This is a genomic window from Gemmata sp. SH-PL17, from assembly GCF_001610855.1.
GTDB lineage: Bacteria > Planctomycetota > Planctomycetia > Gemmatales > Gemmataceae > Gemmata > Gemmata massiliana.
This window is the reverse complement of sequence record NZ_CP011271.1, coordinates 1741721-1767263: the sequence shown is the minus strand read 5'-3', so window position 1 is coordinate 1767263 and position 25543 is coordinate 1741721. Positions and strand designations below refer to the sequence as shown.

At 64.3% G+C, this 25543-nt stretch carries 24 protein-coding genes and 1 tRNA gene; 8 read left to right on the top strand and 17 right to left on the bottom strand.

The features are described 5' to 3' along the window. Nucleotides 1–13 precede the first annotated feature (13 nt). The 10 genes from VT84_RS07265 to VT84_RS07230 form a co-directional block, all read right to left on the bottom strand. Complete coding sequence (locus tag VT84_RS07265; protein WP_082839076.1) at nucleotides 14–208, bottom strand: hypothetical protein; 195 nt, start codon at nucleotides 206–208, stop codon at nucleotides 14–16. Nucleotides 209–266: 58 nt separating this feature from the next. Further along, the gene (locus VT84_RS07260) at nucleotides 267–452 is read right to left on the bottom strand and encodes a hypothetical protein (protein ID WP_082839075.1); all 186 of its coding nucleotides are present in this window, start codon (nucleotides 450–452) and stop codon (nucleotides 267–269) included. 138 nt (nucleotides 453–590) lie between these two features. Next, nucleotides 591–719 (bottom strand): hypothetical protein, encoded by a 129-nt coding sequence (locus VT84_RS41640; RefSeq protein WP_255359534.1) that lies wholly within the window; start codon nucleotides 717–719, stop codon nucleotides 591–593. A gap of 58 nt (nucleotides 720–777) precedes the next feature. Then, nucleotides 778–1296 carry a hypothetical protein gene (locus tag VT84_RS07255; protein WP_082839074.1) on the bottom strand — a complete coding sequence of 173 codons (519 nt, stop codon included), beginning with the start codon at nucleotides 1294–1296 and terminating at the stop codon, nucleotides 778–780. Nucleotides 1297–1640: 344 nt separating this feature from the next. Next, the gene (locus VT84_RS07250; protein ID WP_157469296.1) at nucleotides 1641–2384 is read right to left on the bottom strand and encodes a hypothetical protein; all 744 of its coding nucleotides are present in this window, start codon (nucleotides 2382–2384) and stop codon (nucleotides 1641–1643) included. Between the two features lie 5 nt (nucleotides 2385–2389). Next, entirely contained in the window at nucleotides 2390–2848 is a 459-nt protein-coding gene (locus tag VT84_RS42145; protein WP_204249723.1) for an SUMF1/EgtB/PvdO family nonheme iron enzyme, read from the bottom strand. Beyond that, entirely contained in the window at nucleotides 2808–3848 is a 1041-nt protein-coding gene (locus VT84_RS07245) for a reverse transcriptase/maturase family protein (RefSeq protein WP_082839072.1), read from the bottom strand. The genes VT84_RS42145 and VT84_RS07245 overlap by 41 nt, the downstream gene beginning before the upstream one ends. Continuing rightward, nucleotides 3823–4305: an HRDC domain-containing protein gene (locus VT84_RS07240; protein ID WP_082839071.1), complete on the bottom strand. Its 483-nt coding sequence runs from the start codon at nucleotides 4303–4305 to the stop codon at nucleotides 3823–3825. The genes VT84_RS07245 and VT84_RS07240 overlap by 26 nt, the downstream gene beginning before the upstream one ends. A gap of 183 nt (nucleotides 4306–4488) precedes the next feature. After that, a complete protein-coding gene (locus VT84_RS07235) occupies nucleotides 4489–8787 on the bottom strand; it encodes an SUMF1/EgtB/PvdO family nonheme iron enzyme (protein WP_082839070.1) in 4299 nt (1432 codons plus the stop codon). A 7-nt stretch (nucleotides 8788–8794) separates the two neighbouring features. Next, a complete protein-coding gene (locus tag VT84_RS07230; protein WP_082839069.1) occupies nucleotides 8795–9421 on the bottom strand; it encodes an RNA polymerase sigma factor in 627 nt (208 codons plus the stop codon). A gap of 232 nt (nucleotides 9422–9653) precedes the next feature. Here VT84_RS07230 and VT84_RS07225 point away from each other — a divergent pair, with 232 nt between their 5' ends. Next, nucleotides 9654–10460 carry a TIGR02996 domain-containing protein gene (locus VT84_RS07225; protein ID WP_082839068.1) on the top strand — a complete coding sequence of 269 codons (807 nt, stop codon included), beginning with the start codon at nucleotides 9654–9656 and terminating at the stop codon, nucleotides 10458–10460. Between the two features lie 212 nt (nucleotides 10461–10672). Here the strand turns inward: VT84_RS07225 and VT84_RS07220 are convergent, their stop codons facing one another. From VT84_RS07220 to mobF, 3 genes are all read right to left on the bottom strand, one after another. Next, on the bottom strand, nucleotides 10673–12037 hold the full coding sequence (locus tag VT84_RS07220; RefSeq protein ID WP_082839067.1) for an anti-phage deoxyguanosine triphosphatase: 1365 nt from the start codon (nucleotides 12035–12037) through the stop codon (nucleotides 10673–10675). 132 nt (nucleotides 12038–12169) lie between these two features. Then, entirely contained in the window at nucleotides 12170–12583 is a 414-nt protein-coding gene (locus tag VT84_RS07215) for a hypothetical protein (protein ID WP_082839066.1), read from the bottom strand. After that, complete coding sequence (gene mobF, locus VT84_RS07210; protein ID WP_082839065.1) at nucleotides 12580–15225, bottom strand: MobF family relaxase; 2646 nt, start codon at nucleotides 15223–15225, stop codon at nucleotides 12580–12582. Before mobF ends, VT84_RS07215 begins: the two co-directional genes overlap by 4 nt. Before the next feature lie 792 nt (nucleotides 15226–16017). On the opposite strand from mobF, the gene VT84_RS07205 reads away from it, so the two are divergent. From VT84_RS07205 to VT84_RS07185, 5 genes are all read left to right on the top strand, one after another. After that, nucleotides 16018–16551 carry a hypothetical protein gene (locus VT84_RS07205; RefSeq protein WP_082839064.1) on the top strand — a complete coding sequence of 178 codons (534 nt, stop codon included), beginning with the start codon at nucleotides 16018–16020 and terminating at the stop codon, nucleotides 16549–16551. Continuing rightward, complete coding sequence (locus VT84_RS07200; protein ID WP_239465721.1) at nucleotides 16544–16762, top strand: adhesin; 219 nt, start codon at nucleotides 16544–16546, stop codon at nucleotides 16760–16762. The genes VT84_RS07205 and VT84_RS07200 overlap by 8 nt, the downstream gene beginning before the upstream one ends. 557 nt (nucleotides 16763–17319) lie before the next feature. After that, nucleotides 17320–17571 (top strand): AbrB/MazE/SpoVT family DNA-binding domain-containing protein, encoded by a 252-nt coding sequence (locus VT84_RS07195; protein WP_082839062.1) that lies wholly within the window; start codon nucleotides 17320–17322, stop codon nucleotides 17569–17571. Further along, the gene (locus tag VT84_RS07190) at nucleotides 17564–17947 is read left to right on the top strand and encodes a type II toxin-antitoxin system VapC family toxin (protein ID WP_082839061.1); all 384 of its coding nucleotides are present in this window, start codon (nucleotides 17564–17566) and stop codon (nucleotides 17945–17947) included. Before VT84_RS07195 ends, VT84_RS07190 begins: the two co-directional genes overlap by 8 nt. Continuing rightward, nucleotides 17944–18921 carry a tyrosine-type recombinase/integrase gene (locus tag VT84_RS07185; RefSeq protein WP_082839060.1) on the top strand — a complete coding sequence of 326 codons (978 nt, stop codon included), beginning with the start codon at nucleotides 17944–17946 and terminating at the stop codon, nucleotides 18919–18921. Before VT84_RS07190 ends, VT84_RS07185 begins: the two co-directional genes overlap by 4 nt. Nucleotides 18922–19067: 146 nt before the next feature. Here the strand turns inward: VT84_RS07185 and xth are convergent, their stop codons facing one another. Together xth and VT84_RS38245 are read right to left on the bottom strand one after the other, a co-directional pair. Further along, entirely contained in the window at nucleotides 19068–19844 is a 777-nt protein-coding gene (xth, locus tag VT84_RS07180) for an exodeoxyribonuclease III (protein WP_082839059.1), read from the bottom strand. A 54-nt stretch (nucleotides 19845–19898) separates the two neighbouring features. After that, nucleotides 19899–19971: transfer RNA gene (locus VT84_RS38245), tRNA-Ile, on the bottom strand. A gap of 757 nt (nucleotides 19972–20728) precedes the next feature. Here VT84_RS38245 and VT84_RS07175 point away from each other — a divergent pair. Continuing rightward, nucleotides 20729–21898 (top strand): DNA cytosine methyltransferase, encoded by a 1170-nt coding sequence (locus VT84_RS07175; protein ID WP_082839058.1) that lies wholly within the window; start codon nucleotides 20729–20731, stop codon nucleotides 21896–21898. Beyond that, complete coding sequence (locus VT84_RS07170) at nucleotides 21886–23001, top strand: DNA cytosine methyltransferase (RefSeq protein WP_082839057.1); 1116 nt, start codon at nucleotides 21886–21888, stop codon at nucleotides 22999–23001. The genes VT84_RS07175 and VT84_RS07170 overlap by 13 nt, the downstream gene beginning before the upstream one ends. A gap of 4 nt (nucleotides 23002–23005) precedes the next feature. Here the strand turns inward: VT84_RS07170 and VT84_RS07165 are convergent, their stop codons facing one another. Further along, nucleotides 23006–24055 carry an HNH endonuclease gene (locus tag VT84_RS07165; RefSeq protein ID WP_082839056.1) on the bottom strand — a complete coding sequence of 350 codons (1050 nt, stop codon included), beginning with the start codon at nucleotides 24053–24055 and terminating at the stop codon, nucleotides 23006–23008. Between the two features lie 41 nt (nucleotides 24056–24096). Beyond that, nucleotides 24097–25527, bottom strand: a complete 1431-nt coding sequence (locus tag VT84_RS07160; RefSeq protein WP_082839055.1) for a restriction endonuclease — start codon at nucleotides 25525–25527, stop codon at nucleotides 24097–24099. Nucleotides 25528–25543 lie beyond the last annotated feature (16 nt).

The window sequence follows — 25543 nt, the reverse complement described above, 5'->3', positions numbered from 1 at the left end:
ATTGTTCTCCGGGTCAGTTCGCACTCGGGTCTGCGGTGCGCCAGGTTTCCGCCTCGAGGTACGTCAGGATCGCGGTATAGCTCAGGTCGTACAGCAACTCGTGGAGTTCGTCGTGCCGATCCGCGGGGAACCAGTTTGCTAGCTGGTGCGTCCCACACGCGGCCACAGTGGCCGCGACGGCCTCGGCTCGGTCGGGGTCAATGGTCATCGCACAATCCTATTTTGTTCATCGAACTGCGCTGCTGGTTGCTGAAGGCGCGAGCCGGTCACGCGCGAGGGGGCACTGTTCCGGTCTCGTCGTAGGTCAGGAGCGCGGTCAGGATGATCAGGGTCAGTTCGTGGTGTAATTCGGGGCCGGGGAGGTGGAGCAAGTCGCCGCGGAGCCGCTCGGCCAAATAGGCTGCGGTCGGCGCGGCGACATCGAGCGCACGATTGTGACTCGGAGAATTCATCTCGTCTCCTTGTTCATCGGCGCGTCTGATTGGTGAGGAACCGACCCCGCGAATCGGGTCGCGGCGCCTCGGATCCGGGAATGAAACAGCCGACGGGATTTCGTCCCGTCGGCCGCGACGATGGTTCCCTAACGTGGGTCACCGGACCGGACGTCGGTGGACCCGCGCCGCCAGGCCGGTTTCGACGCGGCGCGTCAGCCGCAGGAGCGAAACCAGCACGAACCGCCAAGACGCCCTCAGGTGCGTCTTCAGTCGCTCGGTCTTCATCTTGGCCCTCCCGTTACGTTGTCGAAGGTCATCAACCATGTAGCCCGCACTTGGCCTTCTACGCCCGCGCCCGGACCGCCCGGACGTCCAGGCCCTCGCCGAACAGTCTGGCCGCGGCGCCGATCATCAGCACCGCACCGAGCGGGGCCCTCCCGAGTTGGAACAGGACGAGGCCGACTCCGAACGCGACCACCGCGTCGGCGAACCGGGCCGCCCGCTCGGCCCACGGACCCGGCCCGAGCCAAAGCCACGACGCCCCCGGAAACTCGGCCGCGCATTCGTACCCGCCCAGGCGGCGAACGATTCCTACAACGCGGTGGAAAATGAGTAGGGCAGCGGTCGCGATCCAAAAGTAGAACAGGTCGTCATTCCGCAGGGACCGGACACAGGCGATCCCGATCACGCCGAGCCAGGACAACCCGGCCGCGGCCGAACCCGCCAGGAAACGCGTGCCCCAGGTTCCGGACTTGGTCGTCCACACTAGCACGGGGAACGCCAACAGCCGGGCGATCTCGGCCGTAAAGTCGAACGACCAGTCGATGGCGCCGCGGACGTTGTTTGGTTCGATTTGTTCCATACGGAACACCCATGAGTTAAATGAAATTGTTCGGGTCCACACACTTTCATGCCCCTTCGGCCCGCGATTTTCTTCCCGACCGCTCCCGCCGCGACTCGCGCGCCACGAACATTCGGGAAGCGAAACGGCCGGCGGGGAGCGTCCCGTCGGCTGCGACTGTTGGTCCGCAGACCAGCGACGGTCTGTTAGTGACTGTCCCATATGTGCGAAAAAGCCTGGAAAATCGCGAGTGGTAACGCAAAAACACCGCGATTTCGAGGCATATGGAACAGTCACTTAGCGCTGGGGACCGGTGACATCGCTCACTGGCCTCTGGAGATGAGGCGTTATGAGTCGCCCTTTGCTTAACCTGCCGGCGGGACGTTGTACCCGAGCCGGCGGGCGGCCGTGCGGATCCGCTCGCCGGCCTCCCGGTGGATAGCCCTCACCCGGCGGATCACTCTCGTGTCGGGCGGGGTGGCTCCCACCGGGCCCGCCCGCCACGAGCGAACCTTCACCACACGGCCGTTGACGTCGAGAACCGCCAACCGGGCGATGTAGGGGTACGCCCCGTGAGCGGTGCCATACTCGTACTCGTACCGGCGGTAGGCCTGGGCCACCCCCACGTGGAGCCGGCCGACGCCCCGGGCTTCGCGGAGCACGGCGGCAAGCAACTCGCCGCGCTGGGCGATATCGGACGCGTCGATGGTCGGTGACGCGATGCGGTCCACATCAATCCCAGGAGCGTTCGAGCCGAGTTCGGTGCGAGCGGCGGCGTTCCGCGCGAGGTGGCGGAAGTGCATGGCGTTCGTGGCCAGCACCCGGGACGTCATTTTCTGGAGGCACTCGACGGTCTCGATCCGGCCCGCGGAAACCAGGCGGGCCAGTGTTCGGAGCGAGTAAATCAGAACCCGGTCGGCCCGGTCATCGACGTGTTGGGCGAGGATATTGAAGGTTGTTCCGAACGGGCTGTCTGGGTGGTGACGGAGCCATTCGACCACGGCGGCGCCGTTGCGGCTCTGAATCGCCGTGGCCAACACGAGGGCCGGTCCCCGGCGTGTGCATTCGGTCGGTACGGGTGCCGGGGTCAAGGGGGTGCGAGTTGTCACGTGCGTTAGCCTCCTGGAGTTGGCCGGGCGATGCGGGCCCGGTTGCTTTCCGAAGACGCGAGATGGGGTTCTTGCCGACAGAAAATGATCGGACGTGGAGAATCGGAGCGCGACCGCGTTGAAGAAGGTGCCGCGCCCAAGCGTTTGAATTTTGTGGACGTCGGCTGCCGGGGAAACGTGCGGGCGCGGTGAGCGGGAGGGGAATCGCCGACTCGGGGAGCGTTCGCGAGCGCTACTAGCGCCCCGGTCGGCTGCCGTCGTTTGCCCGCCGCACGGCGGGGCCGGGTGAACGGCCGGTTCCTGCGGGGACTTCTGTCCCTCGTTGGAGCTGCGGCGAGCCGGAACCCGATGTTCTGGTTCCGGTCGTCCGGCTCGGTCCTGTTGCGGTTCGCCGACCGGCAGTTCCTGCCGTCGTTGTTCCAGCTACCGCCCCGGAGAACCCGCGCCGACGCCTGGGCCTTCACCCGCAAGCAGATCTAGCGTTCGGCGGCGAAATCGCCAACTCTTGACCCCCGCGGCACAAGCGAAGGAGACCACGGCCTGCCCTCGTCGTTGGACCTCCTCTTCGCTCATCTCGCCCCGGGCCATCGCCCGTTCGATCGCTCGGAGGGTCCGCCGGTACCGTCGTCGGCTGCGGGCGCTCAGCACGAGGTGCGTTGGCAAGACCCGGCAGCCGAGGAAGTCCAGACCGTGCCGCGTCCGGTTGATGTACGGCTCGGGTTTGACGGCCAACCCCAGCCGCACGTCCAGGAACGCGCGAATGTCGACCAGGGTGCGCCGGAGTGTATCTGATGAGTCGGCCCAGACGGCCATATCGTCCATGTACCGGACATAGCCGGGCCGACGGAGGACTTCTTTGACGTACCGGTCGCACCCTCCCAGATAAAAGTTGGCGAAGTGCTGTGAGGTCAGGCTGCCAATCGGCAATCCCCGGCCCGGTGAGGCGGCGTGGGCGGCGATGATCCGGCCGAACAGGTCCAGAAGTCCCCGGTTCTTGAACCGGCGGCTCAGGAGTTCGTTCAGGGTCTGGTGGTCAATGCTGTCGAAGTATTTGCGGATGTCGAGTTTCAAGAAGCACGGGTGACACCGGGCGATCGCCTGCGCCCGCCGGAGGCAGGCGATGCGGCCCTTGCCCCGGCGGCAGGCGTAACTGTCGGCGATCAACCCGCGGTCGAACACCGGCTCGCAGACGTTCATGATCGCGTGGTGCAGGACGCGCTCGCCGAAGCACGGTGCGGTGATGAGGCGCTCCTTCGGGTCGTGGATGGTGAATTGGTGGGACCGGCCGACGGCCACCGTGCCCGCCAAGATTTGCGTACGGAGCTCGTGGAGGTGAGCGTCGAGGCGGTTCATGAACCGGCGGGCGTCGGGCCGGGCTCTCTTGCCACAGAGGGCCTTGAGGGCCGCGAGGCGGAGGTTGTCCCAAGCCGCAACGGCGTCAAGTCCCAGGGTCACGCGCTTCATGGTTGAGCCCCGCGGCCACGAGAGCGGCCAGGAAAGCTGGGCCGTACTTGCCGATCCGGGCGTCACCGGCGCCGGCGATCGCCTCCAGGTCGGCCGGTGTGGCGACCCGGCGGCGGACCATGTCGGCCAGTTGATCGTTGGTGAAGATGGTGTAGACCGGCACCGCCTCGGCCCGGGCCAGTTGCTGTCGCAACTCCCGAAGCTTGGCGAACGCGGCGAACTCGTGCGGTGGTAGGGCCTCGCGGTAATCCACCCGTGCCTTCTTGCCAAACGAGGCGCCCGGGGTGCTCGACGCGACCGGCAGGTAATCGACGCAGATGGCCCAAAAGGAGTTCTCGCCCGCGTCCACGAACCGACGGTCCACGCCCAGGACGCGGTGGCAACCCAGAAAGGCGTTCAGCGCCCCTTCGCCCGGTGCCGGATCGCGGATCGGCACGGTGAAAAACGTCAGAGCCATGTCGCTGCCATTCAGTCATAAGATAATAACACAATTCAAGCAACGGCCATTGCGCGACCCCCTCAACGCTCGCCGAGAGCTGACAACCCGACGGCATTCTAACCGCGGCCCGTCCCGCTGCGGCACCTGCGGCTCCGGCATCCGCCTGCGCCTCCGGGCCTCCGCTCCGCATGCGTGCTGTGTTCACTCGGCTCCAACGACAGGAACTGCGGCGAGCCGGAACCCGATGCTCTGGTGCCGGTCGTCCGGCTCGGTCTTGCCGCGGGCCGCCGACCGGCAGTACCTGCCGACGCCGTACCAGCTACCGCCCCGGAGAACCCGCGCCGACGCCGGTGCGAAGTTCACGGGGTCTTGAAAAGAGCCCTCTTTGGAAGAATAGAAGCTCGCCAAGTACCAATCCGCGCACCACTCCCAAACGTTCCCATGTATCTGGAAGACGCCCCACGGGTTCCGACTCCGATCCTCATCAACTGCGTGCGTGTGGCCGCCACTGTTCCTCCCGTAACGTGCCACGGAAGCGAGATCCGCTTCCTCGTTCCCACTCCAATACAAGGTCCCTGTTCCCGCGCGACACGCATATTCCCACTGGGCCTCGCTCGGCAGGCCCACCCGATAACGCCTGTCACCGATCTCAACGGAGCCGAGCCACCGGGCGAAACACCAGGCGTCGTACCACGACACGTTCACCACCGGGCACCGGTCGTCCGCGCTCGGGCCGTTCGCTGCCACCAGTGGATGTTGCTTCTTGTGTTCCCAGCGAACGTTTCGATGCCACGGGTCGTACAGTTCGAATGCGACGTTACTTACGCAATACCGATGTAACGCGAACGCTGACAGCGTCACCTCGTGCCGGGGCTTTTCATCGGCTAGCGCCAACTTGTCGTCCCCTGCCGACCCCATCAGGAACGATCCGCTGGCCCCGGGCTGGCCGATGAGCGGGATGAACGCGTCACTTAGTTCCAGGGCGATTCGCTGTCGTTCGGAGTCGGCTTCCTCGAGGATCTTCGGGAACTCGGTCAGGAACGTGGCACGGGCCTCACGGCCCTTCTTTGAATGGGCCATCGGGTCGACGAAACCCTCGGCGCCGGGTCGGAGCCAGCTGCGGTAGAGGAACTCCGACGATCGGATCGGCAACCCGTCCTTGTCCGGCGGGGCGACGTAGAGCGGGGTCATCGCCGCAACCCAGGCGTCCATCGGCGGCGCCTTGCGGTTGGGCCAAATGACCTCCTCGGGCATTTCCGACGCGTACCGCCACAGCCAGTAAAAGGCCCGGTTCTTGCCGCTGTGTGGGTCCACCGCCCAGCCGCCGAGAAGCTCCGCGTCCGACGCGTCCCACCGGCACACCCAGTACGCGGCGAAGAACTCTTGCAACGAGGCGTTCCGCCACAGCAGCGGCGGCGCGTTCGTGCCCAGCCCGTCCGAATCGAGCCAGCCGTGACTCACGGCCGCGTTCAGGGCCGAAAGCGTTTTCAGATCATTCTTGAACCTTTCTTTGTCGTAGTTGGGAATGATCGGCTGTAAGCGCTCGAGAACGGATCGTTTCCCGTCCCGCGGGCCGTACAGGAAGTCGAGGAGGTCGTCGCCGGCCAGAATGCGATCGAGATTCGGCCGCAGGTTCCCGTTCCCGTCCGATTCCGTCTCGGCGTACATCGCAAACGCGAGGGCCCCGAGGATTTGCAGGTACCGGCGCTCGTCCTCCCGGTCGATCTTGCCGCCCGGGTGCGGCCGGAGCGCGCGGACGAGCATGTACCGAACCGCTTTCCAGTACACGTCCGCGACCGTCCGGAGCGTCGGCAGCTCCTTCTCATCGATCCCGCGGATGCACTCCAGTACCCGCGGCGTGGACAGAATGCTCCGCGCTTCCTCGGGAACGGCTCCAAAGCGACGCTCACCGAGCAGCTGTTCCTGCTGCTTTCGATTTAACTCTCCGATCTGGACATATTGCCAGTTCGGTGCGGCAAACAGATCTTCCCAGTGCGATTCCAGGGCAAACGGCCGGCCCGCCACGACAACGTGGCACCGGTCCCACCCCGCGGTCGGATCGAGTAAGTCCTTGAGCCAGCCGACGGTCTTGGTTTGGTCCAGTCCGTCGACGATCAGCGTGATGGCCCCGTCGGTCCTGGCGGCCTCCAGTATTGCGGCGACCTGCAATTCGTCGAGGTTAGTGTTGTTCGCGGCCAGAACGCGTTCGGCTAGCCGCTTGGGAACCAGTTGGTGGAGCGGGAGCGTTTCACCCGCCAGGAGCGAGAAGACCCAGCCCGGTCCCCGGGACTGGCACTCGTGTTCGAGCCAGGCCAGGTTCCGGGTCTTGCCCAACCCCGCGTCCGTGGTGAGCGCGATGCGATGGCCCTTCGCGTCCCCCGTCAGCGACGCGATCAGTGCCTCGCGGTCGAGTTCCTCCCAATACTGGGCGTCCGGGGTTGGCGGTTCGCCAGAACGATCGTCGCTGGCGAGTCGGGCCGCGCGGAACCGCTCCGGGTGCAGTGCCTCCTTCGCATCGACTCCCGGCTTGAGGGTGAAGAGTTGTTGCGACCTGAGAAACGGTAGTTCCTTCCGCGACGGATCGTTCTCTGACGCATCGGGATGCGCCTCGTTGTAGAACGTGAAACCGGCACACACCTTCTTGCGGTAGTTTTCAAGCGCCCGACGCGACCAGTCCGTATCCGACGAACCCGAACTGCCCGGCGAGCTCCCAACCGCTTCGGGCAGCAACAGCGTGCTCAATGCCGCCAGGACTTGAGCCGCCAGTGCTTCGCGACTGTCGGAGAATAGGACTGCTCTGGCCGTTTCAAGTTCGCTCCGAAGGGCGTGGATCGGCGATGCCCCTAGGGCCTGCCATTCCGCTGACGAGTGCAGTTTCCGATGTGGCCTCTCGGACATAAATAAGAGCGGTGTGAGTTTCCAACCCAACGACGCTCGGTATTCGCGTTCGAGAAGCGATACGGAATCTTCTTTCAAAATCGGGCCGTAATCGAATCCGAACAGCCCGACGTACACGTGGCACTGCGCGATCCATTTCTGACACTCCTCGACCGGAAAGGCGAACTCTTCCGCGTACTCTTGTGGGGGGAAGACGACGTAGCGATCGGGAGCGGCGCGGATCGCCTCGACGACGGCCCTGCGGAACGGTATCAGTTCCTTCGCCACCGAGGAGACGTAGACCTTCATTAGCGCGGCCGCTGAATCGGCCGGCCGGCGAACGGCGCGCGGCGCTCGTTCCCGGTTCGGCGGCGCTCCCGCGCCGGGGTCGGCAATCGCGGCCAGTCGATCGCGGACCGTCACCGCGTCCGGTCGTTTCGTGGGATGTTCGGCCAACATGGCCCGGATCAACGTGTCGAGACTTTCCGGGATGTCAACCGACCGGTTGGCTTCCCGCGGGTGTGTGTAGCGGAGTCGGAAAATGTTCTCGTCGGTTTGCGTAACTGTGTCGGCCAGAAACGGGTGCCGCCCCACGACCAGTTCGTAAAGGATGACGCCCAGAGCGAAGATATCGCTCTTGGTGGAAACAGGCCGCCGGGGCACCGATCTGAGTTGCTCGGGGGCCATGTAGACCCGCGTCCCAACAATCGAAGTTTCCGAGGTGATGCGTGGTCGCTCTGCCGCCCGAACCAGTCCGAAATCGCACAACCGCACGCGCCACGGGCTGCCGTTCGGTGGGGAATCGGGCCGCCACTCGAGGAGGAGGTTGCTGGGCTTGAGGTCGCGGTGAATGAACTCTTGTGTGTGGGTGTGAATGCCGTCGAGTCCGGCGGCCGCCTGACGAATCAGCTCGACGGCCAGACGGAGCGGTACCGGACACCCGTCTCTTTGAAAGTGTACGACGAGGTCTTCCAGACTCGGCCCGTACACGTACTCCATCTCCAAATAGTCGATCTCACCGGCGTCGGGGTGGGTAACGGTTTTCGCGTCGTAGAATGCCACGACGTGGTCGTGTCGGATGGCCCACAGGCTGGCGGCCTCGGCCTCCAGGCGCTGACGGCTCTTGGTGAGATCACCCTCCGGAATGAGGAGTTTGAGGGCCCGTGGCCGATCTTTCCCGACGACGGCCCGCGTGTTGAATGCCCGGAACACGATACCGAGCCCGCCGCGACCGACCTCACGAATGACCCGAAACGTCTCGAACCACCCGATCTCGCCGCCGGCTCGTGGGGGCGCGAAATACGGGTAAGGGGCAGACTGGGGGCGGCGACACCCGAACAGGTCCAACAGCGGGTCCGCGGATCGGAGTGTCGGCCCTGTCGCGAGCGCGGGGAACAGCTCGAATCGCGCGCGCATTTGGGCCGCAACGAGCCGAGGGCCGACGTCCTGGCGCGAAAAGAGGGCGTCCCCAAAATCCGCCCGATAGGCCTCCGCCGGAATCGGCTGGCCGTTCTGCCACCGCGTGAGCAGGTCCCAGGTGGCCTCGAAGACCATCTGGGCGAGGAGTGGATCGGGGGACCGTCCCGACCCGCCCGCGGACGGTGAATCTTGCGGACCGGGCATGGAAGGGTCACTCCGACTCGTCGTTCTTCGGTTCCTGGTATCGCTCGCGCAGCGATTGGAACCGGCGCTGCATCGGCCGTTCCCAGCGCTTGCCGATTTCTTTCCAATCTTTGCCCGCCATTCGCGCGTCCGCAACGGCGCGCTCTTCCGGCGACAACTGCTCCAAGATCAGGTGCAACATGTCACGGTCATCCACACGCTCTTCAGGGCCGGGGTTCGGATCGGTCAAGATCGCGGCGAGGTCGCCCAATGGCACCATTTTCGGTCCGGCGGGTTCTGGGCCGCCGGTTGCGTCCGGTTCCCCCGACTTTTTCGGGAGCCGCCGGCTCCGATCGATCACCAAGCGGGTGGCCACGGTGATGAGCCATCCCACGCCGTTGTCAATGGGTTCCCGCGGGGGCGGGTCGGAATCGGCGACCGGAGCCTTTCGAGCCTCGCGGACGAGCCGGACGTGGACGGATTGCAGGATGTCGTTCGTCGTGATGAACGGGCGCAGTGCGTTGCCCGGTTCCAGGGCGAAACGGATGGCCGCGAGCACCAGCGGTTCGTGGTCGCGAATCAATTCGCCGATGGCGTCCTCATCGCCCGCGCGAATGCGATTGATCAACGCCGTCAGCCCATCGGTCGAATTCATTGAGGTGCTCCGTGCGGACGCCAGCGCTCGGTGGTTCCAGCCACTACGGCTCGAGTATCTCCGGGCGGCCGCGTCCGCAATGACCAGACGGATCATTTCCGGGGTGCCGACAGAAAATGGAAAAATTGCCGTCGCCCGTACTCGCCTGGCGCGTCCACCGCGATGGTAACGGATCGTTAATCAGTTGGCATTATAATGGATCATGTTCGGAACCAGATTGTGTCAAATTTTTATGCTCTCCAAGCTTCAGCCCCCACTCGATCCCGAGGAAGCCGCTCTGATCCGCGCGATCGTTGCCGATCCCGACGACGACACCCCGCGCCTCGTGTACGCCGACTGGCTCGATGAACACGCCCGGCCCGACCGCGCCCGCTTGATCCGCGTCCAGTGCGCGCTCGAGGACCTCAAGACCGAAGAGCGGGCCCTTCTGGAGAAGTTCGGCGCACAATGGATCGAAGAGGCCTACGGGCGGTACGGTGGCGAAGATCACCGATTTCATCGGGGGTTTCCGGAAGAAGTCACGATGAGGTTCCGTACCTTCCTGGATCACCACGCGACACTGAACGAGTACACGCCGCTGCGGTACCTGCGGCTCCGGGGGCGACTGACGGACAACATGGACGACGACCTCGCGACACTGTCCCGGCTCCCGGCGTTACAGCAAGTTCGCTCGTTGGAGTTCGACGAGCCGGGCGTCGCCTTGCCGCACTCGAATTACGGCCCGAAGGGAGTCGAAGCGCTGGCGTCGTCGTCGTACCTCAAAGGGTTACAACAGCTCCACCTTCATTCGTCACAAATTGGAGCGGTCGGGGCGCAGGTCATCGCCAACGCGCCGACGTTTCACAATCTGACGCACTTGGCCCTGACGGACCGGCGGTTGTGCCCGCCGGATTTCGACGCGCTGGCGTTTCTCCGCTCGCCGAATTTGAATCGCCTGAAGGAAGCTCAGTTGGGCGAGCAGCAATACGGCGATCACGCGCTGAACTATATTCGCGCAGTCCCGAACCCGTCCGGACCTGACGCAGGCCCGACACCCTGAAACTGGCAAAAACAGGGATCCTTCAATCATGCAGATGGGCGGAGCCCGAGTTCGAAGTGTGGTTGCTGAATCACATCGTCCCGTCGATCCGGCGGTGCATCTGGACGAAGTATTCGGTTCCGGCTCCGCGGCCGGCTGTTGACAAGGAGAGCTACTACCGAGGTTTGATTCACCCGAAACTCGCAGCCGTGAGATCGTCTGAAACGATCGCTTCAGAGGCGTTCAAACGCCGAACCCTCACCCGGCACGAAAAGGCGTTCGTAGAAACGGGTGGCGTAAGTGTCTGACATCGACGCCACGTAGTCGCAAACGATGCGGGCCGCCTTTCCGTCGGTCGCAAAATCCCGTGCCAACCGATCGCGATGGTACTCGTCGAGTAGACGCTCCGGGTCGCTCATGATCGCGGCGAACATCTCAGCGATCATCTTTCGGCCGCGCAGCTCCAGCGTCTGGACCGGCTGAGAGTCGATGATGTGCTTCTTGTTCAAATCCCGGAACAACTTGAGCAAGGCAGTCGTATCCTTGTCCAATACGGCATTGAGCCGGAGCAGTGGCGAGACGAACTGCTCCCGATCTTGGATGGAGATACTGAGAATCAGGGCGTGGATCAGCGCGCCGATACCTTGCTTTCGCGTTGGGGTGTGCGGATAAGGCGTGAAAAGCGCCTCGATAAGAATGTCTCGGGTCCACTCGATCGGGCTCGCGGGCTTATTTAGTGGGGCCAACACGCGGTCCAGAAGTTCAGGGCTCAACTTTTCGAGGTGCTCTCTCTTTATCAAATTGAGTGCAATCCCGTCCTCAAGGTCATGGACGCCGTACGCGATATCGTCGGCGATGTTCATGATCGACGAATCGAGTGACCGGTATTTCGGCTTACCGTGAGCATCCACTGTCCGTTCCTTTTGGCACTCCTCGAACTGCTCCCGGTCCTTGTCGATGAGAGGTTCGAGAACCCAGTCGACCACGTTCCGATCGCAATCCAGGTAACACTTTGGAGGTTCCCATTCAGTGGCCGGGAGTTCCAAGAGCTGTGAAGACGGGTACCTGTGCCGACACACTCGCGAGTGCCGACAGGGATACTTCAAGATCCCGAGCAGGATGCGGCGGATCAGGTTAAGACCGTGACGCTCTGTGTGCTTCTCCAGTTTTGTCACGATCCGCAGTGATTGCCCGTTCCCCTCGAAGCCGCCGTATTGCCGCATGGCCCAGTTGAGAGCGATCTCTCCGCTGTGTCCGAACGGCGGGTGCCCGAGATCATGCGCGAAGCAGATGGCCTCAACCACGGCATCTTTCGGCAGAAACTCGTTATACTGTGGGGCTAATTTCTCAAGCTGCAAGACGATGCCCCGCCCAATCTGTGCCACCTCCATCGTGTGTGTCAAACGGGTGCGGTAAAAATCACTCTCGCCGATACCAAACACCTGCGTTTTGTTCTGTAGGCGGCGAAACGCGGCGGAATGGATGAGCCGAGAACGATCCCGTTCGTGGTCGGGGCGTTCGTCACCGGGGTACGGACCTTGGGACACCTGCCGCTCGCCCCACAAATCTATCTCGCCATCGGCAAACTTGAGCGACATAGCGACTGTACCACGGTTCTTGCGAATCGTTCCAGTAATTGGATTTCACAACGCTGATGCGGATGCTATAGCGTGCTCCATCGGGGCCGGCCACCCCTGTCCGACGACGTCTTGGGCGTAGCGGGCGTAGTATCATTTCGTGATGATCTCGATCCGGGTAACCACAACGGAATCCGCAGGCTTCAAAGCGGCATGCAGTTCATCGATCTCACCAATCCACGACACCCGGTGCCGGTGGATCCCATCCAATATGGCGGCGCTCGAGCCCGACGGGCGCGCCAGATTGCGTCCCCGAACCGTTACCACGGCCCCGAGGAACCGGAGCGTTAAGCCGTCAGACGGGTCGAACGAGACGCGCTCCAAGAGCGCGTACGGGAGGGCCTCCCGGTTTCCGTTGCAGAACCGCAGGTCGAGCATCAGGGCTCGCTCCTTGACGCCTCGCAACAGTCCAAACGCGCCGCAGTCCTCGCACGCGTCCGGGTCGTCCTCGGCCGGCGCGACGCGGCGCCCCTGGATCCGCTCGTGGAGCAACGAAGTTTCGCTCACGCCCGACCCTCCCGGCGCTCGGGTTCAAGACTCGTGGGTTGCGGCCGGTGCCCCCGGAACCGATTCAGTAACTGCACCAATCGGGCGCGCAGGCGCAATTGTTCCCTGTGTACCTCCGATCTGACCAGTTCGGTCGCGCTGAGCCGGTCGGCACTGTGCCCGATCGCCTCGCGAAGCACCTCTTTGTCGTCGGTATACACGGTCATTTGCTGCCGTGCTCGCGACGCCGACACGTAGAACTGCTCACGCGACGCGGCCGCACCGGATCGGCTCGATTGAGCTACCATCACTCGGTCCACTGTCTTCCCCTGCGAGGCGTGCGAAGTTGCCACATATCCGTGGCTCAGGTGCCCGTAATCTCGGTCCACGATCCACCCGTTGTCGAGTCGGATGTTTCCGGCCCGCGTAAACCCGGATACCGTGAACAGCCCTCCGTTCTCGAGTTTGTGACCATCTTTAGTCTTTCCGCCTTTCGTGACCCGCACCCGGTCCCCGGGGGCCAGGATCAATTCGTTCGGGCGGAACACCTGGAACCGGGCTGCCTGATCGAGCGGAATCGAAATGCCGGGCTCCACAACGACCCGCTGTCCCAGGGTAAACCCCTTGGCGTTCTGGTGGAACTGGAGCACGTCACCGGGCCGGTACGAATTGGCCTGCGTGCGCTCGGCCTCGGTCAGTTCGACCCGGGTCAGGGTCGCGAGCGTCTGCTCTTCGGTGCCGAGTTTACCGGCCGCCTTGAGGGCTGTGCGGATCGCGCCGGTGGCCTCGGCGCCTTCGGCATGCGTCGGCGAAACCACCAGCGCGCTCTTCCCGCTCACCACCGCGGCTACGTAGTCCGCGGCTAGTTGTGTGTACCGGTCCGCGTCGGCAACTTCTTTCACCCACCCGAGCCGATCGAGGGCATCGAACCCATCGGCCGCGCGCCCCTCGGACAGCAATTCCACGGCGGCCTTGTACGCGCCCTTCTGGCGCTGCACGTCCTTGACCTCGGCCACCGCGAGCCCGGCTTGCTCCTCCAAAACCTTGAGCACCGCGCCCCGAGCGACTGAGCCGTGCTGCTTGCGATCGCCCGAGAGCACCACCCGGCACCCGAGCCGGTCGGCCAGCGTAAACACGCCGCGCATCGCGGTCGCGCCCAGGAGCCCAGCCTCGTCGATCCACAGCACCTGACCCCGGACCCGCTCCTGTAACGTCGTATCAATGAGCAGTCGTGCCACGGTGTCGGCCCCGGTGAACCCCTCTTTGCGCAGCACCCCGCGGCTCGCGTCGGCGGACGGGGCGAACGTGAACACCCGGGTGCCCGCGCGCTCGATCGCCTCGACCGCTTCTTGCATAAGCGTGGTCTTACCGGTCCCGGCGGCTCCGCGGATCAGCATCACCCGGTCGGGAGAACTCAATACGTGCCGCACCGCGGCCTTTTGCCCCGTGTTGAGCCAGCCGCGCCGGGGAACCGCGTCGCCCCGGCCGAGCGGCGCGCACCGGCCCCGCCCGTCGCGCGCGAACGCGATCAACTGCTCCTCTTCGGCCAGGACCGCGCGCGTGGTCGCCAGGCGCCGCCCGTCGAGCTCGCGCACCAGCACGTCCGAATCCCGGACTGCACGTTCGGCGTCCGCGAGGTTGAAGCGCCCGAGCCCGGCCCGGAGCGTTTCGGCCAGGAGCTCGCGCTCGGACACGACCGAGCGGCGCTCGAACAGGTGCTGACACGCGAACGCGAGCGCGGCCCGGGGTTCGAGCCCGGTTTCGGGCTCCGGCTTGGTCGGGGTCAACGGGGGCTGTAGCGCGCCGCGCTCGACCGGATCCAGGCGCTCGGACCAGAGGGCGCGCAGTTCGTCCATGCTCAGGTACTCGGCCTTACCCCGGCGCGTCTTCGCCCCGAGTTCCGCTTTCGCGTCCGGGTCCGTGATCCCGCGCGCCGTGGCCAGTTGCTCGATCTGCTTGGTGCGGCGCGAGAACTTGTCGAGCGTGGTTCGGTCGAAGCCCCGGACCTCCCACCCCTCGGGCGTGTGGTCCAGCAGAATCCCGAGCGCGCGGAGCCGGGACGTGAGCTCGGCGTGGAACACGGCCTGGTAAAACGGTGCGTCGCGCTTGAGGTTGCGGAACTGCCCGGCCTTCCACTGGCCCTCGGCACGGTCGAACGTCATGTTCTGGACGAAGCAGTGACTGTGTAGATGCGGGTCCGGGACTCCGTCAATGGGCCGGGCCGTGAGGTGATCGAACCGGGCCCAGACGAGCTCCCCGGTGGTCCGGTCCTGGTACGTGTACCCCTTGCGCACCCGGGTTTGGGCGTCCGCTTCGATGAGGCCCATCGTGGCGTCGACCGATTCCTGGAACGCGCGCAGCAGGTTCGGGTCGCCGGTCAGCGCGTGCAGGACCGACAGGGATTTGGGGGCGTGGAAGTTGAAATCGTACCCGACCGTGCGGTTGGCCCGGGTGCTCGCGGTGACGCGCTCGCCCGAACTCGGATCTCGGTTCTCGCACAGAGCGGCGAACTGTTCCTTCTCGACCGTGCCGCTAAGCCCGAGGCGCTCGGCCCCCTTGCCGCGCCACACACCGGGATGCTCCTGGTCCCCGGCGTAGTAGTCCGAATGGCTATAGTAGCTCTGGGCCTGGGCGGCGGAACGGGTGGGGACGATGCGGAGCATGGCGCGACCCTACGGCCCGGGTGTGACGATCCGGTTAACGGGGCGCGCTCGCGCCCGTCCCACTTTTAGATGCCCTCGGGGCGGTCGATTTTGTCCGGTTACAAGAACTGTTGGGTCGCGAGGTACCGGGCGCACCAGCCGGTGCGAGGGCGTGCGCCCGGTACCACGCGGGTCCGAAACGGTGAGTACGAAGCCGGAAGTGGCGACGTCTCCGCACGCATTGCTTCCAAACGGTCGAACAGCCCGGCACGCTGACGCGGTATCGGGCGCTCCCGTGGTCACGGTGAGTGAAATGAGAGCCGATCTGGTACGTGGTCCGAGACGGTGCTGCGATGGTGCCGGTTCGATACGGCTTGCCAGCCGGCTTGAAAGGTGTTCGCTCAGTCGGTCAGCTCTTCCGTTGGAAATACTCAATTTCACCTATTTTGCGCCGGAATTTGGACCTGAAGGTGGCGGTGCCCCCGTTCCGGCAGGCCGTGCTGAAGACGGCGCTGGCCGCGCGAGCCGGACATCGTGGGCCACGCGGACCGACGAACAACCCGTGGGGCACGTCCGTAACGTGACTGGCCGAGCCGGGCGCGTTCTCGACCGACATTTCTTCGGCAGTGACCGCCGACGCCCCGGTCGCTGATGCCGGGGCGCGTGGAAGGCACTGCTGCTTCGAGTTTATGACGACCAAGATCCATCAGTTGCTACGCTTCACGAAGTGCTTGACCGGAACATTGTTCTGCGCTACGGTCGACTCACGCATGGGCAATGAAGCCCGGTGAAGGAGCGCAAAGGCCAAGAGATATGACGGAAGAGCTGAAAACCAAGGTGTGCAAGATTTGCGAGACAGAGAAGCCGCTCACCGAGTTCAGCGGGTGCGGACTGACAAGCGACCGCCTTCAGCCGAACTGCAAGCCCTGCCACGAGAGACAAAAGCGAGCGGGGAGAGTGATCGGCGCCGCCAAGCGCAAGGCTCTGGCTGCCGCGCCTTCGGAAGCGTTGGTTATCGACACCCGTGTGGACCGCGAGCCGATACCCATACCGTACCCCGGACTCGAGGAGATCCCCAAAGGAACGCGCGACGGGCGGGCGCTGGCAAAAGTTTTGGCCAATCACGCGGCCATGACGTTGAACGCCCAGCCCGACCACCCCAACCGAGCGCGGATCGCGGACGCGATTCGGGATCAATCGCAGATCGCGGACATGGACGACGAACAGTACCTGAGTCACCAGCTGTACGAGGCCAATCCCGTGCACAAGCTCACTCAGGATGAGAAATTGTATTGCATCCGCGCGCTCCCACTGGAAATCGCCAGGAAGCTCTTTCCGCATGTCTGACCGCGGGGACGCACCATGTGGCGGCATGACCCCGGCCGAGCTGCGCGCGTGCGGCGAGCACCTCTACGGCACCGAATGGCAGACGCCGCTCGCGCGGGCCCTGCCCGTTTCGACGCGCACGATCCGCTACTGGCTGTCCGGGGAGCGGACGATCCGAGAGGTGATCGCGCGCCGGATCCGGTCGCTCGGTGTCGAACCCCACGGGGACTGACGAATGGGAAAAGAGCGAGCCCCCTGGGGCGATCCCGGGCGGCTCGTCTGCCCGAGCCTCCGACTGTGTTCCGTTGACCTCGTTCACCGCGATGTGTCGGTGTCACGAGATCGATCCGTGGTTGTACCTGTTGGACGGACTCGTGCGGCTTGTGGCGCGAACGCACCAACCCAGCCCCGATTGCTTCGGCTCGGCGTGAGCGCAGATCGTTAACGACCGGTAACGAATCGCCGTTTGGGTGAGAGTCGGTACCGGGACCATTCTTCCGTCGTGCAAAGTGTAATTCACAAACCGTACTTCAACTAAGTTCTGTGCGTGGTGAAGCCGGACAGCAAGCTGTCCGGCTGGCATGCCGGCTTGTCGGGCAGCCGGCATGCCAGCCGGCCGTTTCGGCTCTGATATTCGTGACCGATAAAGGACGTTATCATTCACGAGTTAATATTCGGCGTGTTGGTGGGCGTGCCGCTCATTTCCCGGACGGGGCGCGAAAGTGCTTGACAGCTTCGGGCTTTTCGTGCAAATCTAATTTTTGTCACATCAACGGATTCGGTACGCCCATGACCCACTACACCCACACCCGGCTCGGCGAGGACCGCCGCGTCACCATCCCAGCCAAGGTCTGCACCCGGCTCGGCCTCGCCGCAGGCGAACCCCTCGTCCTGGAAGAGGATCACGGCACGCTGCGCCTGATCCCGTGCGGTCATCTGTTACGCGACGTTCAAGCCGCGTTCGCCCCGTACCACACCCCGGGTGAGAGCCTCGTCGACGAACTCATCGCCGAGCGCCGGGCCGAGGCCGCTCGTGAGTAGCAGCGTCCTCGACGCGTCGGCCCTGATCGCGTTCCTGTTCGGTGAGCCCGGGGCCGATGCCGTGGCCGCGCGCATTCCCGGGGCCCTCGTCTCGGCCGTCAACCTGTCGGAAGTCGCGACCCGGGCCCTCGAGAAAGGGATGCCCCTGGACCGGTTCGATTACGAGCTCGGGCGCCTGCCCCTGACCGTCGTCCCGTTCGACGCGCTCTTGGCCAAGGTGGCGGCCACACTTCGAGCCCCGACCCGTCCTCTCGGGCTCTCGTTCGCGGACCGCGCGTGCCTAGCCCTGTGCCTGGATCGCGGGCTCTCGGCCGTCACCGGGGACCGGGACTGGACCAAAGTGAACGTCGGAGTAGAAATCGTCGTGTTCCGATGAGCGATCTCGTCCCGCCCCCACCTCGTTCTCATCTGACCGCACCCGGCGAAATGGTGCTGCCAGCGTGCGTCACTGAGGCCGGGCCCAACGCATGGTTCGCCTGGGACGAGTTCTTTTGTGGTATGCTCGCCAACCCGCACACCCGGCGCGCGTACACCCGGGCCGCGCGGGACTTCTTCGCCTGGCTCGCCCCGACCGGCACCCAACTGCCCGACATTACGCCCGGTCTCGTGGGCCGGTACTTCCATCAGCACCCGGGCAGCATCCCGTCCCGGAAACTGGCCCTCGCGGCCCTACGCGCCCTGTTCGACGTGCTGGTCCAGCGCCACGTCATGCTCCTGAACCCGGCCGCCTCGGTCCGGGGCGAAAAGTATCGCGTGATCGAGGGTAAGACGCCCGAAATCACGGTGCCCCAGGCCCGGTCCCTGCTGGCCTCGATCGAATCCGAGACACTGATTGGCAAGCGGGACAAGGCGCTGATCGCAATGCTCGCGTACACGGGCGCCCGGGTCGGTGCCGTGGCCCGGCTTCGGGTGCGCGACCTCCAGGACGACGGTACCCAGTGGCTCCTGCGGTTCCGTGAGAAGGGGGGCCAGGAGCGGGAGATCCCGGTTCGGTACGACCTGCAAGAACTGCTCCTGCAGTTTCGCCGGGCGGCCGGTCCCGTGCACGCCACCAAGGACGCGCCCGTGTTCCCGAGCATGGCTGGTCGGACCGGGCAACTCACCCACAAACCGCTCTCGGGTAACGACATCTACCGGATGCTCAAGCGCCGGCTCGGCACGGCCGGGGTGCCAGACCGATTGTGCCCGCACTCGTTCCGGGTCGCCACGGTCACCGATTTGCTCGCTCAAAAAGTGCCGCTCGAGGACGTGCAGTACCTGGTCGGGCATGCCGACCCGCGCACCACTCGTCTGTACGATCGGCGCCAGCAGAAAGTGTCGCGCAACATTGTCGAGCGGATCTCGATCTGAACCGCAGATTTGCACTCGTAAGCAGCGACGAGTGTAGTTATTACGAATACGGAGAATCCTCTGTACTCGGCTATTCACTCAACGATCACAACTATTACGTCCCGTGCCTTGTCCGGCGGCAGGAACTACGGTGGCGTCAACTGGGGTTAACCGTCCTGCAACTCGACCCACGTCGGCGCGTGGTCACTGGTCTTCTCCCACCCTCGAACGTCGCGATCGACACCGGCCGCGGTCAGCCGCTTAGCCGCCGCCGGGTTCAGCAGCAGGTGGTCGATCCGCAAGCCTGCGTTCCGCCGCCACGCCCCGCTCGTGTAGTCCCAGAAAGTGAAGACCTGTTTGCCCGGGTTCAGGTGCCGCAGCGCGTCCGTCCAGCCCTGCGCGAGCAGGGTGCGGTACGCCGCCCTCGTCTCCGGCCGGAACAGCGCGTCGGCTTCCCAGCCGGCCGGGTTGTACACGTCGAGTTCTTCGGGGATCACGTTGTAGTCGCCCGCCAGCACGACGGAGTTCGGCGAGGCGACCAGTTCCGCTGCCCGCGCCGTGAACCGTTCGAGCCAGCGGAGCTTGTAGTCGAACTTCGGCCCCGGCGCCGGGTTCCCATTCGGCAGGTAAAGGCAGCCGACCCGAACGCTGCCGACGGTGCCTTCGAGGTAGCGGCTGTGGAGGTCGTCGGGGTCACCGGCGAGGCCACGTCCCGTTTCGACTGGCTCACCCCCTCGCGCGAGGATGGCGACGCCGTTCCACGCCTTCTGCCCGTGCCAGATCGCGTGGTATCCGGCCTCCCGGATAGCGTCGAACGGGAACTTCTCTTGGGCGGCCTTCAGCTCCTGCAGGCAGGCCACGTCGGGTTGGGTGTCCGCGAGCCAGCGGACCAGCACCGGCAGCCGGGCGTTCACGCTGTTCACGTTGTAAGTCGCGATTTTCATGAGTGGTTCCGTCCGGAAGAGACCGCGAGAACGGAATCCGCCCAGTGAGACGAGTGCGGGGGGTGGGTGTCGCACCCACGGCTCCGGGGGATTAGCCCGGCGAGTTGACTATCTACTCCACCCCCGCAGGGGGAATTATACCCGTGGGCAGCAACCGACATCGCGCCACCGACCGAATCGCGCTTTGCTGAGGGTGGAGGTGCCCCATGTGCTACTGCTGCGCTCGCCGGAATGTGCTTCCGATGAATTGTAATTGCACGAAGCCCGGATGCTGCCGGACCTGCTTGTACTGCCCGAGGCACTGCGCATGCAAGCCCCGGCCGCTGTCGCGGTGTGCGAGGCCGAGACCGCCGTTGACTGCTGATCGGCGAGGGTGACGATATTCGCCCCGCAGCGTGCCGCCCGGCGATCGCGCCGTTCGCGGGTGACCGTTCCACGATCGTGACCCCGCGAAAAAACTGGCGTCGCTACCGACATTGCTTGCGAGGCGCACATTCGGGTAGTTTCTCATCCCTCCCGGCCGTTGCGGTCCGAGCCGTCGCGCGCGCTTCGGTGCGGCAAGGCCGGTGATTCCTGCAGTTGAAGCGAAGGCGGTAGGCGGTGCGGAAGCTGGTAAACTGGGCGGAGATGCGACGAAGACGACCTTGCGGATTCTGCCTGCTGGGGTTATGGATTGCCGAGCGGCAGACGTCCAACGAGGCGTGAGTAGTCCTCGCCAGGTGGTAAAATCGGACCGGAGGATTCCTCTGGGTCCGCTCTCGAACGTCTGGGCTGCTACCCGCGGGCGTTATCGATGCGTATCTAGACCCTTTTTCATTCATCGCAACCACGCTCCCTTCCCGTAAGCAGGGGATTTGTTGGTGCGCGGAGAAACGACAACGCTGATGCCGAGCAAGATTCCTGTCATCGGGTTGTTCGCTGGGGCCGGCGGGCTCGAGATCGGAGCTCACTTGGCTGGTGCGGATGTGCGTCTGTCTGTGGATAATGACGCTGCGGCCTGCCAGACACTCCGCCTGAACCCCAATTTCCACCCGGGGGCGGTGCTCGAAGCGGACGTGTCGAAGCTCGAAGGGAAGGCGCTGCGGGCGCAAGCCGGGCTTTCCGCTCGTGATACGTGCATCGTCATCGGTGGACCTCCCTGCCAGCCATTCTCAAAATCGTCTTACTGGACAGATCCAGGTAATGATTCGCGGTATCGTCGAGCGCGTGCGAAGGGAGAGCCCACTCCGCCGAAGCCTGCCCCGATCACGGAGGCGAAGCCTGATACGCGGCGGACCCTCGTGCAGGAGTTCCTCCGGCTCATCATCGAGACCGACGCGCAAGCGTTCCTGTTCGAGAATGTTGTCAGCATCACCCACCCCCGGAACAAGAAAGTCCTTGAGTCCTTCATCGAAGACGCACAGGCTGCAGAATTCGAGACACTCCTGCTCAAGGTGAATGCCGTCGAGTACGGTGTGCCACAGGCCCGGCAACGGGTCGTCGTCCTCGGGCTAAAGCGAGGGAAGCCGGAGCCGCCGGAAGCAACGCACATGGCTGAGCGTGGGTCGAATCTATTCGACCTCCAGCCCCCGGTGTCGGCGGGCGAGGCGCTCGAGGGTCTCGACGACGAGAGATACTTCGAACCCGAAGAGGTGGTGAAGGGGCGTTACGAGAAGGAACTCCGCGAGATCCCACCCGGACAGAACTATAAGGCGCTGACCGCGTGGGCGGGGCACGCGAATCCGGTGTTCGAGGCAGAAACCCGGTTCTGGACGTTCCTCTTAAAGCTCAGCCCGGACCTGCCTTCGTGGACCGTGCAAGCAAGCCCTGGCCCGTGGGTTGGCCCGTTCCATTGGACATCCCGCCGCCTCCGCACGGTGGAGTTGGCTGCACTGCAAACCTTCCCTGCGGATTACTGCTTCCACGGGAAGCGGAGGGATAAGGTGCGGCAAATCGGCAACGCCGTACCGCCGCTTCTCGCGCAGCGGCTGATCGAGCCTCTTCTCTCCGCTCTTGGATCGGCGCGGAACGGGACCAGTCGGCGCTCCCGCAAGGAGCAGCCATGCGATGTCTGAGTTTGTTTTCGGGTTGCGGTGGACTGGATCTCGGACTTGAGCAAGCGGGCTTCTCGATCGCATTGGCAGTCGACAACTGGGAGCGGTCTGCTCAGAGCTACGCCCTCAACCGGCCTGACACGCCGTTTTTCCACGGCTCGGTTACCGACTTAACGCTGCCGTTAATGAAGCAGCAGTCGAAGGGTAAAGTCACACCCGGCATCGACTTGCTCGCCGGCGGCCCTCCATGCCCGCCCTATTCGAAGTCCCGCTTCTACCGGAAGAGCAAGCCTCGCGCGTTGGAGGATAAGATCGGCCAGGAGACGATGAGCGGATACCTCACGGCGCTCAAGCTCCTGAAACCGCGAGCGTTCCTCTTGGAGAACGTTGCGGGGTTGGCCTACAAGGTTCACAGTGAAGCACTTCGTCTCATAGAGGACACCGCGAAGGAACTCGGCTACACGACCAATTGGCGCGTGGTCAACGCAGCGAACTACGGAGTTCCGCAGATCCGCGAGCGGTGCTTCGTCGTCGGTCTACGGGATCGAAAGTTCGAGTTCCCCCCGCAAACCCACTCCTCAGGCGATGCCCGAGCCAAGCTCAAGGGCCTTGATGCGCTACCGCGGTGGGTGACCGCCGGGCAGGCGATCGACGACCTCGACACGGAAGAGAACGCAGACGACACCGGGCATTACGCCGGCGGGCAGTATCACGACCTGTTGGAGAAGGTGCCGCAGGGCGACAACTACCTGTTCTTTACTAAGGAGCGAGGGCACCCGAAGCCTAAATTCAAGTGGCGATCTCGCTACTGGTCATTCCTGCTGAAGCTGAGCCGCGAAATGCCGTCGTGGACCATCCAGGCGCGGCGATCGAACAACATGGGGCCTTTCCACTGGCGGAACCGCATCCTCCGCATTGCCGAAGTGAAGCGGCTGCAGACCTTCCCAGACGGTTGGCAGCTATCCGGCCGGGTCGACGACCAGTGGCGGCAACTCGGGAATGCCGTTCCCCCGCTATTAGCCTGCTGTCTCGGCGAGGCAATCGTGGCTCAACTTAACGCAAAGCCTATGGCAGAACCTGCTCCAAGCCGCCGCAAGCATGCCCGGTCCCGCACACCCGCCTGACGGGCTAGGCTCCGATCCTGGCCTGGCGCGTGGCCAGCGCGTTAACCATTGAAGCTGTCGCCGTGGCATCGATGTTGAAAAACGCCGGTGTCTGAATCGATTGGCCTCGGTGTGGGTCGATCCACTGCGCTTCACCGCCTGCCAATCCCGACCTCCTCAGATTCGTCAGTCGCACGTCATCGAACTCGATCTCCAGACCTGGGCGGATTAGGAGCAGGTTGGCATCAAAGAGCCGGTGGTGATTCGGGCAGAGCGCTATGCCGTTCCAGATGTCGTCAGTGCTACCCGCTTCTCGCACCGGAATGATGTGGGCACCTTCGACGATCCCGAGCTGGCATCCGCAGACGGCACAGGCGTGCCCGTATTGGAGCCCGACCAGACCGGAGAACCGCGGGTCGCGGCTCACGCGAGTCGCAGCGATCCGGCGCCGGACGCGAGCGGTGTACGCCGGGAGTTGAGTTTGGCTGGAAGGCGGCGCAGGGATCGTAAGGTTCGGTGTCCGTGCCAGGAAGAATGCTTCACGTGGCCCTTGCGAGAGTGATTGCGATTCGGCATCGCGTGCGGCAGTCAGGTAGGCCCCCAGGTTGCCGGGAGAGAATGCAACGCGGACCTCGGGCGTTGATCGTCGCAACGCCCGGGCCGGTGATACCGCCCATCCGGTATCACGGGCCTCTTCGAGTTGCCATTCCTTGATGTAGCACCCTTTGCTGTAGCGGAAGTTCGGATGTAGCTGCGGCTCCCATGCGCCGAACACGCCAAACTCGGGCGAGAACCCGAGGATAACAGTCACATGCGGCGGTGTGAAATCGAAGTTGGCCGATGATCCCGACTGTTGGCCAGGCAAGATAAGTTGAATCTTAAATTCGTCACGGGGCCGACTGCCAGCGCGCGAGCGATCACGGGTGAGCGTCCAAAGGTAAATGCGGAACTGCCCGACGCTCGGCACGGTGGCGAGGATCGGCCGAGTCGTATTCGCTACGCTCTGTATCGTCGACCCAGGTGGGAGTGCGGCTTCGAGCCGTGTGTAGAGCACGGGCTCTGTCAATCGTGGCATCTTGGGCTCCCGCCGACGGACCCATCGGCTTAAAGTTCCGGCTACTCGGGCAGCGCACTGATCGGCTGGCCACGCTTGATGGCCATGTTCCGGCGCGCGACCTCTTGGAAGAACTGCTTGAGGTATTCCGGCCCACCACCTCGGCGGAGATAGCGCCTGACGGTGTCGCCGTTGACCAGGACGACCTGCGATGCCGTGCTGCGTGTAACGGCGTCGGCGAACGGCTGGACTGTGGGCTTGAACTTTCCCCACGTGACCAGAACGATGACCTGGGCTTGCATGAGGGACGCGAGCCCGACCTCCCGGACCAAGATATCGCGGCCGACGCTGTTCTGCTTTTTGCACTGAAAGAGCCAGCGGGCGAAGAGCACGTCCTGCGTTTCAGCGACGACGTCCACCTCGGCGTCCTTCGATCCCTCCTTGCGGCTCCGCACGTCGGTGGGAGTGAGGCTAATGTCGTACGCCATGCGGACGGCCAGCGCTTCGAGCCCGTGGCCCGAGAGCTTGGTGTCTACCGAGTCGATATCCTTCTCGATGTCTTCGAGCCTCCGATCGAGGAGCTTCCGAACCTTGGGGGGCACTGGGTCCGTTTCACCGAACCGGAGAAAAGCGGGGGGCACCTCCAGCAGCTTGTCCTGCACGGTGACGGTCCCTGACTTCCCGCCTCTGCCCTCAACGGATGTCCTGTCCCAAGTGATCCAGCCGGCGTCAGCCAGTGGCCGGGTCACGTCTTCCGCCAACTGATCCTCAACGAAGGCCTCCGTCATCTCCTCCTTGATCGCCTTCACGGCGTGCGTGCGCTGGCCCGGGTCCTTGCCCCGGAGTAGGCCGAGGAAGTCTCGCTGCGGGCGACTGAGTTGCCGCAGTTCCTCGAGCAGGCCCCGAGACACGCAGCACATTTCAAGAAACACCGCTTCATCAACGGCGTAGCCGTTCTCGGGATCGATCACCTTCGCTTGCTGGAGCCACATGAGCATGTAGGTGTGGAGAGTGCGGTCGCCCTCGATCTCGCCGCCCTGGTGCGTGCGCAGGCCCATGCTCGTGAGTTGCCTCGCGAGCGACCGCTTGGTGACCTGCTCCGCCCGCTTTTGCAGTGCCCAAACCCCGTAGATCACCTCGATCCCGTGGAGGTTCAGAAGGATGTGGCGGGCGAAGGCCCCGGCACGCCGCACGTCGTCGCCCTCCGCGACCAGCGATTGGCCGACAGCGGTTAAGCGGTTCTCGCTATCGAGCAGGTCATAACAGCGGAGCGAAATGAGGATGTTATTCGCCGACTTGTTCTGCTGCACGAGGCGGTCTTCGCGGTTGGCCCGCTTCCCCGCGCGATGCGAGAAGAACTCCTGACGGAGCCGCTCAATCATGACCGATTTGTCGCCGGCGGCGTCGCGGACGATCTGGAGCGCCGGCAGCAGGTTGACCTGGTTCGGCGAGAAGTCCGCAGCGTTCGGGATGCGGATGACGGTGTCACTCATTGCCGTGGGCCTCTTG

Coding starts and splice junctions, on each gene's coding strand:
- VT84_RS07265 (WP_082839076.1), bottom strand. CDS start 208: ATGACCATTGACCCCGACCGAGCCGAGGCCGTCGCGGCCACTGTGGCC.
- VT84_RS07260 (WP_082839075.1), bottom strand. CDS start 452: ATGAATTCTCCGAGTCACAATCGTGCGCTCGATGTCGCCGCGCCGACC.
- VT84_RS41640 (WP_255359534.1), bottom strand. CDS start 719: ATGAAGACCGAGCGACTGAAGACGCACCTGAGGGCGTCTTGGCGGTTC.
- VT84_RS07255 (WP_082839074.1), bottom strand. CDS start 1,296: ATGGAACAAATCGAACCAAACAACGTCCGCGGCGCCATCGACTGGTCG.
- VT84_RS07245 (WP_082839072.1), bottom strand. CDS start 3,848: ATGAAGCGCGTGACCCTGGGACTTGACGCCGTTGCGGCTTGGGACAAC.
- VT84_RS07240 (WP_082839071.1), bottom strand. CDS start 4,305: ATGGCTCTGACGTTTTTCACCGTGCCGATCCGCGATCCGGCACCGGGC.
- VT84_RS07235 (WP_082839070.1), bottom strand. CDS start 8,787: ATGCCCGGTCCGCAAGATTCACCGTCCGCGGGCGGGTCGGGACGGTCC.
- VT84_RS07230 (WP_082839069.1), bottom strand. CDS start 9,421: ATGAATTCGACCGATGGGCTGACGGCGTTGATCAATCGCATTCGCGCG.
- VT84_RS07225 (WP_082839068.1), top strand. CDS start 9,654: ATGCTCTCCAAGCTTCAGCCCCCACTCGATCCCGAGGAAGCCGCTCTG.
- VT84_RS07220 (WP_082839067.1), bottom strand. CDS start 12,037: ATGTCGCTCAAGTTTGCCGATGGCGAGATAGATTTGTGGGGCGAGCGG.
- mobF (WP_082839065.1), bottom strand. CDS start 15,225: ATGCTCCGCATCGTCCCCACCCGTTCCGCCGCCCAGGCCCAGAGCTAC.
- VT84_RS07205 (WP_082839064.1), top strand. CDS start 16,018: ATGACGGAAGAGCTGAAAACCAAGGTGTGCAAGATTTGCGAGACAGAG.
- VT84_RS07200 (WP_239465721.1), top strand. CDS start 16,544: ATGTCTGACCGCGGGGACGCACCATGTGGCGGCATGACCCCGGCCGAG.
- VT84_RS07195 (WP_082839062.1), top strand. CDS start 17,320: ATGACCCACTACACCCACACCCGGCTCGGCGAGGACCGCCGCGTCACC.
- VT84_RS07185 (WP_082839060.1), top strand. CDS start 17,944: ATGAGCGATCTCGTCCCGCCCCCACCTCGTTCTCATCTGACCGCACCC.
- xth (WP_082839059.1), bottom strand. CDS start 19,844: ATGAAAATCGCGACTTACAACGTGAACAGCGTGAACGCCCGGCTGCCG.
- VT84_RS07175 (WP_082839058.1), top strand. CDS start 20,729: ATGCCGAGCAAGATTCCTGTCATCGGGTTGTTCGCTGGGGCCGGCGGG.
- VT84_RS07170 (WP_082839057.1), top strand. CDS start 21,886: ATGCGATGTCTGAGTTTGTTTTCGGGTTGCGGTGGACTGGATCTCGGA.
- VT84_RS07165 (WP_082839056.1), bottom strand. CDS start 24,055: ATGCCACGATTGACAGAGCCCGTGCTCTACACACGGCTCGAAGCCGCA.
- VT84_RS07160 (WP_082839055.1), bottom strand. CDS start 25,527: ATGAGTGACACCGTCATCCGCATCCCGAACGCTGCGGACTTCTCGCCG.